Origin of the sequence: Comamonas sp. w2-DMI (assembly GCF_040187735.1) — a bacterium.
In the GTDB taxonomy this organism is placed as follows: domain Bacteria; phylum Pseudomonadota; class Gammaproteobacteria; order Burkholderiales; family Burkholderiaceae_C; genus Comamonas; species Comamonas terrae.
The window spans coordinates 60716-67908 of the sequence record NZ_JBANEL010000026.1 but is presented as its reverse complement, the minus strand read 5'-3'; the positions used below and the strand labels follow the sequence as shown (position 1 = coordinate 67908).

The 7193-nt window shown below is 65.9% G+C and carries 9 protein-coding genes; 5 read left to right on the top strand and 4 right to left on the bottom strand.

Annotation, left to right across the window (positions count from 1 at the left end):
* The first annotated feature begins 199 nt into the window (after nt 1-199).
* Nucleotides 200-493 (top strand): 30S ribosomal protein S20, encoded by a 294-nt coding sequence (gene rpsT / locus V8Z74_RS21710; protein WP_066476834.1) that lies wholly within the window; start codon nt 200-202, stop codon nt 491-493.
* 323 nt (nt 494-816) lie between these two features.
* On the opposite strand, the gene V8Z74_RS21705 is transcribed toward rpsT, so the two are convergent.
* Entirely contained in the window at nt 817-1131 is a 315-nt protein-coding gene (locus V8Z74_RS21705; protein WP_066476837.1) for a DUF3579 domain-containing protein, read from the bottom strand.
* Between the two features lie 268 nt (nt 1132-1399).
* On the opposite strand from V8Z74_RS21705, the gene V8Z74_RS21700 reads away from it, so the two are divergent.
* The 4 genes from V8Z74_RS21700 to V8Z74_RS21685 all read left to right on the top strand — a co-directional run bounded on the left by V8Z74_RS21700 (nt 1400) and on the right by V8Z74_RS21685 (nt 4472).
* Nucleotides 1400-2596: an aspartate aminotransferase family protein gene (locus V8Z74_RS21700; protein WP_349711125.1), complete on the top strand. Its 1197-nt coding sequence runs from the start codon at nt 1400-1402 to the stop codon at nt 2594-2596.
* A 20-nt stretch (nt 2597-2616) separates the two neighbouring features.
* A complete protein-coding gene (gene argF / locus V8Z74_RS21695) occupies nt 2617-3537 on the top strand; it encodes an ornithine carbamoyltransferase (protein ID WP_502879590.1) in 921 nt (306 codons plus the stop codon).
* A 233-nt stretch (nt 3538-3770) separates the two neighbouring features.
* The gene (locus tag V8Z74_RS21690; RefSeq protein WP_349711121.1) at nt 3771-3989 is read left to right on the top strand and encodes a hypothetical protein; all 219 of its coding nucleotides are present in this window, start codon (nt 3771-3773) and stop codon (nt 3987-3989) included.
* A 123-nt stretch (nt 3990-4112) separates the two neighbouring features.
* Nucleotides 4113-4472 carry a YkgJ family cysteine cluster protein gene (locus tag V8Z74_RS21685; RefSeq protein WP_349711119.1) on the top strand — a complete coding sequence of 120 codons (360 nt, stop codon included), beginning with the start codon at nt 4113-4115 and terminating at the stop codon, nt 4470-4472.
* Nucleotides 4473-4617: 145 nt separating this feature from the next.
* Here V8Z74_RS21685 and V8Z74_RS21680 read toward each other — a convergent pair whose 3' ends face one another.
* The 3 genes from V8Z74_RS21680 to V8Z74_RS21670 are packed head-to-tail and all read right to left on the bottom strand — an operon-like array spanning nt 4618 to nt 7159.
* Entirely contained in the window at nt 4618-4812 is a 195-nt protein-coding gene (locus V8Z74_RS21680; protein WP_066476854.1) for a hypothetical protein, read from the bottom strand.
* A gap of 11 nt (nt 4813-4823) precedes the next feature.
* Nucleotides 4824-6794, bottom strand: a complete 1971-nt coding sequence (feoB, locus tag V8Z74_RS21675) for a ferrous iron transporter B (protein ID WP_349711118.1) — start codon at nt 6792-6794, stop codon at nt 4824-4826.
* Nucleotides 6791-7159: a FeoA family protein gene (locus V8Z74_RS21670; protein WP_349711116.1), complete on the bottom strand. Its 369-nt coding sequence runs from the start codon at nt 7157-7159 to the stop codon at nt 6791-6793. The genes feoB and V8Z74_RS21670 overlap by 4 nt, the downstream gene beginning before the upstream one ends.
* Between the last annotated feature and the right edge of the window lie 34 nt (nt 7160-7193).

Below are 7193 nucleotides of genomic sequence, written 5' to 3'. Positions count from 1 at the left end.
CGCCACGCGCTACGACCGCAAGGCCGCCCACTTCATGGCATTCCTCTGCCTCGCTGCAAGTCTGGCTTGGCTGACAGATTGAATGTCGATTCAGCCTAGCGCGAAGCGCGTAGAGAGAGGGGGAGCGGCGCAGCCGCTAAGGGGGTGCTATAATCGCCGGTTTGCTGGCATCATCCTCAGACACAAAGGAAAACATACCATGGCAACCAAAGCCAAGAAGAACCCCCGCCTGGCATCGGGCCGCAAGCGCGCCCGCCAGAACATCAAGCTGAACGCTGCGAACACCTCGCTGCGTTCCAAGTACCGCACCGCTGTCAAGAACGTCGAGAAGGCCGTCGTGGCCGGCGACAAGGCAAAGGCTACCGAGCTGTTTGCCAAGGCTCAGTCCGTGATCGACGCGATCGCCGACAAGGGCATCTTCCACAAGAACAAGGCTGCTCGCGACAAGAGCCGCCTGTCCGCCAAGGTCAAGGCCCTGGCCCTCGCCGCTTAATACCGGCAACCATCAAGCACGGATGGCCGGGATTTCCATCACAGCCATCTGCCGTTTGTAACGGGTGCGCTGCCAGCAAACATCAAAACCGCCTTCGGGCGGTTTTTTTGTGGACGGAAATCCCTGAAGCGCTGCGCCCCATCTCAAAGGGATGATGTGCAGCGGGACGACACCCTCGCCGCAAGGCGGCTCCTGCCTGGCCCATCCCGGCCTGGAGGGCGAACCGGTTCAGGGTCCACGGGCGGCACCACGACCCATCGGGGCACAAAAAAACGCACCCTTGTGCGCTCTTGTTCTCTTCAAAAAAGCAAAAAGCCTGGGGGTCAGGCTTTTTCGTCGGGCAGCAGGCAGGCTTCGGCGACCTGCAGGTCATTGTCCTTGGCGAAGTTCAGGCAGAAGTCCCAGGCCATGGGCTCGTAGTCGCGCAGATCCCGGTTGACCACCACGCACTTGACGCCGTTCATCACCGTAGGCACGCACCAGGGCGAATAACTCAGGTGGCTGCCCTGGCAAGCCCCTCCGGGTCGGAACTGGCTCATGACGCCGGCCAGTCGCTCGGCCCAGTCGCTGGGTCTGAAGGTCTTGCCGGAATGGGTCATGCCCAGAATGAACAATTCTTTGCTGGAGGGGGTAACCATCAAATATGCGCCAAAAAGATCCGGGGCTCCACCAGAAAACGAGGGTGAATTGGGGTGGGGTCTCCACCGATATGCCCATGGAGCATTCTAGCTCTTGTATAAGAGCCAGCGCCCGGGTCCGGCCGGCATCCCAGTCGGGCGTAGGCTCATTGCATGGCTGCGATGCGCAAAGCGCAATGTTGGGGTTATCCGCGGCATCTAGAATCAGGCCTCGCATTTTTACGGTGCCACCCGCACCACTGACCGCCCTGCTGAGGAGATTTTTGCAATGACCGCTCATATCGAGGTTGCCGAACCCCATGTGATGACCACCTACGGCCGCGTCCCCATCGCTCTGGAGCGAGGCCAGGGTTGCCGCCTGTGGGACGTCAACGGCAAGGAGTACCTCGACGCGCTGGGCGGCATTGCGGTCAACACGCTGGGCCACAACCATCCCAAGTTCGTGCCCGCCATCCAGGAACAGGTGGCCAAGCTCATCCACTGCTCCAACTACTACCATGTGCCCGGCCAGGAAATACTGGCCCAGCTGCTGACCGAGCGCGCCCGGATGGACAAGGCCTTCTTCTGCAGCACCGGCCTGGAGGCCAACGAGGCCGCCATCAAGCTGGCGCGCAAGTACGGCGTGGACAAGGGCATCGCCAACCCCATGATCGTGGTCTATGACCACGCCTTCCACGGCCGCTCGCTGGGCACCATGAGCGCCACGGCCAACCCCAAGGTGCGCGAAGGCTTCGGCCCGTTGCTCGAGGGCTTTGTGCGCATCCCGGCCAACGACATCGAGGCGCTGAAGCAGGCCACCGAAGGCAATCCCAACATCGTGGGCGTGATGATGGAGCCCATCCAGGGCGAAGGCGGCCTGCACCCCATGCGCGCCGAATACATGCAGCAGGTGCGCGCGCTGTGCGACGCCAAGGGCTGGCTGATGATCCTCGACGAGGTGCAGTCCGGCATGGGGCGCACCGGCAAGTGGTTCGCCCACCAGTGGGCCGGCATCGTGCCTGACATCATGTCCCTGGCCAAGGGCCTGGGCTCGGGCGTGCCCGTGGGCGCGTTGCTGGCCAAGGGCAAGGCGGCCGAGGTGTTCAAGCCCGGCAACCACGGCACGACCTTCGGCGGCAACCCGCTGTCCATGCGCGCCGGCATCGAAACCATCCGCATCATGGAGGAAGACGGCCTGCTGGCGCACACCACCAAGGTCGGCTCCCACCTGAAGGCCAGGCTGCAGCAGGAACTGGGCACCCTCCCCGGCGTCGTGGAAGTGCGCGGCGAGGGCCTGATCATCGGCATCGAGCTGGCCAAGCCCTGCGGCGTGCTGCTCACCCGCGGCGCCGAAGCCGGCCTGCTGTTCTCCGTGACGGCCGACACCGTGGTGCGCCTGGTGCCGCCGCTCGTCATGACCGAGGCCGAGGCCGACGAAGTCGTGGCCAAACTCAAGCCACTGGTCCAGCAATTCCTGTCCGAATGAAAGGCGGGCCCATGTCCTCCATCAAGCATTACCTGCAGTTTTCCGATTTCACCGCCGACGAGTACGCCTATCTGCTGGAGCGCGCAGCCCTGATCAAGAAGAAGTTCAAGGGCTACGAAAAGCACCACACACTGGTTGACCGCACGCTGGCCATGATCTTCGAGAAGGCCAGCACCCGCACGCGCGTGAGCTTCGAGGCCGGCATGTACCAGCTCGGCGGCTCGGTGGTGCACCTGACCACGGGCGACAGCCAGCTGGGCCGCGCCGAGCCCATCGAGGACAGCGCGCGCGTCATCAGCCGCATGACCGACCTGGTGATGATCCGCACCTTCGGCCAGGAAAAGATCGAGCGCTTCGCGGCCCATTCGCGCGTGCCCGTCATCAACGGCCTGACCAACGAATTCCACCCCTGCCAGATCCTGGCCGACATCTTCACCTTCATCGAGCACCGCGGCTCGATCGCGGGCAAGGTCGTCGCCTGGGTGGGCGACGGCAACAACATGGCCAATACCTGGCTGCAGGCTGCCGACCTGCTGGGCTTCACCGTGCACCTGTCCACGCCCAGCGGCTATGAAGTGGACGAGAAGCTGGCCTTCGGCGGCAAGACGCCGCGCGCCGGCTGCTACAAGGTCTTCGCCGATCCGCTCGAGGCCTGCAAGGGCGCCGACCTGGTCACCACCGACGTGTGGACCAGCATGGGCTACGAGGCCGAGAACGAGGAGCGCCGCAAGGCCTTTGCCGACTGGTGCGTGGATGCCGAGATGATGGCCGCCGCCCAGGGCGACGCGCTGTTCATGCACTGCCTGCCCGCCCACCGCGGCGAGGAAGTGGAAGCCGAAGTCATCGACGGCCCACAATCCGTGGTCTGGGACGAGGCGGAAAACAGGATGCATGTGCAAAAGGCACTCATGGAGTACCTTTTGCTGGGACGGGTGGACTGACGATGCCGCAGGCATTGGCAGTTCGCACGTCAGGCCGCGGCATGACATGCCGTGGCCCGCATTCTGTTTCGGCGCAGGCTCACGTCCGCGCCGCGGACGTGAAGCAGCCGCAGGCTGCGTGCCGCCGCCAAAACCGCATGCACGTGCAAAAGGCACTCATGGAGTACCTGCTGCTGGGCCGCCAGCCCGGCTGATCGGCCACGCACAGGCTCGGAAGCATCCATACCCGCACCATGCACACGAGCCACACCACGACCACACACCGCCTGCAGGCCGCGCGCCCGCAGGCGGTGTTTGCGTTCGGGGCCCATGCCTTGCGCCAGCCCCATATCGCACGCCACTGGCGCGTGCCGTCCGCCTTCGGGCCACGCAAGCGCTTCGCGGCCCGGGTCCGCGCGCTTTATGTGCGCATCCACACCTTCTATCTGAAGTTTCTCCAGGGCCATACCTAGCGCCCGGTTCAGCGACCGCTTTGCCGCCCGCCGCAAAGCCGTCTTCATCACCTCCTGCCAGCAGGCCGCCTTCTCCCGAGGAAGGCGGCCCGTCGTCGATGACCCTGAATCCGAGAAACTTCCATGTCCGAATCCGTACACCCCTGCCTGCGCTGCGGCGTCTGCTGCCAGAACTACCGCGTCGAGTTTTCCATCTACGAGCTGCAATCCATGGGCGGCACCGTGCCCGACGCCATGGCCCATGAGGTCAATGGCAACCGCGCACGCATGAACGGCACGCAGCAGCATCCCGTGCGCTGCGTGGCGCTGACCGATCTGCCGCATCTTGGCGAAGGCTGCGTGGGATGCGGCATCTACGAGCAGCGCTCGCGCCCCTGCCGCGACTTCCCCTTCGCCTCCTACGGCTGCCATGACACGCGCGCCAAGTTCGGGCTGCCCCAGCTGTCGGAGGAGGAAGTGGCGCAGTGGCAGGAAGCGGCCTGAGTCCGGCAGCCCGCTTCTTCATCGAGTCGCTACAAAAACAAAAGCTTCCTGCACCGTCCGGCTCTACATTTCAACCCATTGATGGTTTGAAATGCAGAATCGTCCAGCGCAGGAAGCTATGGATTTGGAAGCGCCTCGATTCTCTTCAGCGCTTGCGCGTATCCGAGCAGCTGTCGCCGCCGCAGGCGCTGCAGCCGCCGCAGGAGCCGCCGCCCTCGCCTGGCGCCAGCGAGGGATGCAATCGGCCGGCCTTGCGGCGCCAGCCGGCCGGCAGGTAGCGCCAGACCAGCGAAGCCGCAGCCACGGCCACGATCAGGGCGACGATGATGTTTTGCCACATGGTGATTCTCCTCAGCCCCAGCCCAGCGCCAGGGCCACGCGATAGGTGACGAAGGCCGCCAGGTAGGCCAGCGCGAACAGGTAGCCGGCCATGATCAGCGGATAGCGCCAGCCATTGGTCTCGCGCTTGACCATGGCCAGCGTGGAAATGCACTGGGGTGCGAACACGAACCACACCAGCAGCGACAGCGCCGTGGCCAGCGACCAGCTGTGCGCGATCAGCGGGCCCAGCTGCTGGGCCATGGCGTCGTCGCCCGAGGCGGACAGCGCATACACCGTGCCCAGGGCGCCCACGGCCACCTCGCGCGCGGCCATGCCGGGCACCAGGGCGATGGCGATCTGCCAGTTGAAGCCGATGGGCGCCAGCACCACCTCGAGCCAGCGGCCGATCTGGCCCGCGAAGCTGTAGCGGATGGCCGCCTCGGTCACGCCTTCGGGCGCGGCCGGGTAGCTGGCCAGGAACCACAGCACGATGCTCACCGTCAGGATGATGCCGCCCACGCGGCGCAGGAAGATCATGGCGCGCTCGTACAGCCCCAGCGCCAGGCTGCGCGGGCTGGGCCAGCGGTAGGCGGGCAGCTCCATCATCAGCGGCGTGCGGGCCTTGTTCGTGCGTGCCAGCTTGGCCACCCAGGCCACGGCCATGGCGCTAAGAATGCCGCCGATGTACAGGCCGAACAGCACCAGGCCCTGCAGGTTGAAAAGGCCGGCCACGGTCTTTTCCGGGATGAAGGCACCGATCAGCAGCGCATAGACCGGCAGGCGGGCCGAGCAGGTCATCAGCGGCGCGATCATGATGGTCAGGAGGCGGTCGCGCCAGCTGCTGATGGAGCGCGTGGCCATGATGCCGGGCACGGCGCAGGCAAAGCTCGACAGCAGCGGGATGAAGGAGCGGCCCGACAGGCCCACCGTGCCCATGATGCGGTCCAGCAGGAAGGCCGCGCGCGGCAGGTAGCCCGAATCCTCCAGCACCAGGATGAAGAAGAACAGGACCAGGATCTGCGGCAGAAAGACCAGCACGGCGCCCGTGCCGGCGATCACGCCGTCGGCCAGCAGGCTGCGCAGCACGCCCTCGGGCATGGAATCCTTCACCCAGCCCCCGAAGCTGCCCACCGCGCCCTCGATGCCGTCCATCACGGGCTGGGCCCAGCTGAACACGGCCTGGAACATCAGGAACAGGGTGACGATCAGCAGCAGCGTGCCCCACACAGGGTGCAGCACCACGGCATCGATGCGGTCGTCGCGCTGGGTGTCCGTCTGCGGCTCCTGCACGGCGATGCGCATGATATCGGCCACCTGCTGGTGCAGCGCCAGCAGCTGCTCCTTGGCGCTCTGGCCGGCCTTGGGCTTCCAGCGCTCGTCCACAGGCGGTGCCTGCAGGTTGCGCGCCTCGTCGCTGTCCAGCCAGGCCAGCAGCTCCTTGCCGCCGTCCTGGCGCACGCCTACGCTTTCCACCACGGGCACGCCCAGCGCCTGGCTGAGCTTTTCGCGGTCCACGACGATACCCTGGCGGCGCGCCATGTCGCTCATGTTGAGCACCAGCACCATGGGCAGGCCCAGCGCACGCGCTTCCAGCACGAGGCGCAGGTTCAGGCGCAGGTGGGTGGCATCGGTGACGCTGATCAGCAGCTCGGGCGGCGCCTCGCGCGCATGCAGGCCGCTGACGATGTCCCGCGTGATGCGCTCGTCCTCGCTGTGTGCATGCAGACTGTAGGTGCCCGGCAGGTCCAGCAGGCGCACGCGGCGCTTGCCCGGCGTGGTCAGCCAGCCTTCCTTGCGCTCCACCGTCACGCCGGCGTAGTTGGCCACCTTCTGGCGCGCGCCGGTCAGCAGATTGAACAGCGCCGTCTTGCCGCAGTTGGGGTTACCCAGCAGGGCCGCACGCAGCGCCGCCTGGCTGCCTCCCGAAGCGGCCTGGGCCACGGGCTGGATGGCGATGGGCTGCACCACCGCGCCGGCCACGGGATTCTCGCGCGCGTTCATGCCCAGCCCTCCACGGCCACCAGCACCTTGGATGCTTCATGGCGGCGCAGCGCGAACGTGGCTTCGCCCACGCGCACGGCCAGCGGATCCGGCCCCGGAAAGCCCGTGGCCACGATGCGCACGCGCTCGCCAGGCAGAAAGCCGATCTCCATGAGCCGCAGCATCAGCTCCTGCTCCTCGACATTGCTGGCGGGAGCCAGATCGACCACGCGGGCCGGCACATGGCGCGCCAGCGTGTCGAGACTGACCGTGGCCACGGCTGCGGCCGGTGCGGCTTGCGCCTGAAGCGGGGACGATTCAGCGGCGCACTCCGAGAGATTGACGGGGGCCGCGCTGCCAGGGGCCGTGGACTGCAGAATACTCATGGTTGTGCATTTTATTGATTTTTATTCTCATTAT

Bases quoted from the DNA above. Each gene is read 5' to 3' on its own strand.
- rpsT (WP_066476834.1), top strand. From the start codon at position 200: ATGGCAACCAAAGCCAAGAAGAACCCCCGCCTGGCATCGGGCCGCAAG.
- feoB (WP_349711118.1), bottom strand. From the start codon at position 6,794: ATGAACGCGCGCGAGAATCCCGTGGCCGGCGCGGTGGTGCAGCCCATC.
- V8Z74_RS21690 (WP_349711121.1), top strand. From the start codon at position 3,771: ATGCACACGAGCCACACCACGACCACACACCGCCTGCAGGCCGCGCGC.
- V8Z74_RS21670 (WP_349711116.1), bottom strand. From the start codon at position 7,159: ATGAGTATTCTGCAGTCCACGGCCCCTGGCAGCGCGGCCCCCGTCAAT.
- V8Z74_RS21705 (WP_066476837.1), bottom strand. From the start codon at position 1,131: ATGGTTACCCCCTCCAGCAAAGAATTGTTCATTCTGGGCATGACCCAT.
- V8Z74_RS21685 (WP_349711119.1), top strand. From the start codon at position 4,113: ATGTCCGAATCCGTACACCCCTGCCTGCGCTGCGGCGTCTGCTGCCAG.
- V8Z74_RS21680 (WP_066476854.1), bottom strand. From the start codon at position 4,812: ATGTGGCAAAACATCATCGTCGCCCTGATCGTGGCCGTGGCTGCGGCT.
- V8Z74_RS21700 (WP_349711125.1), top strand. From the start codon at position 1,400: ATGACCGCTCATATCGAGGTTGCCGAACCCCATGTGATGACCACCTAC.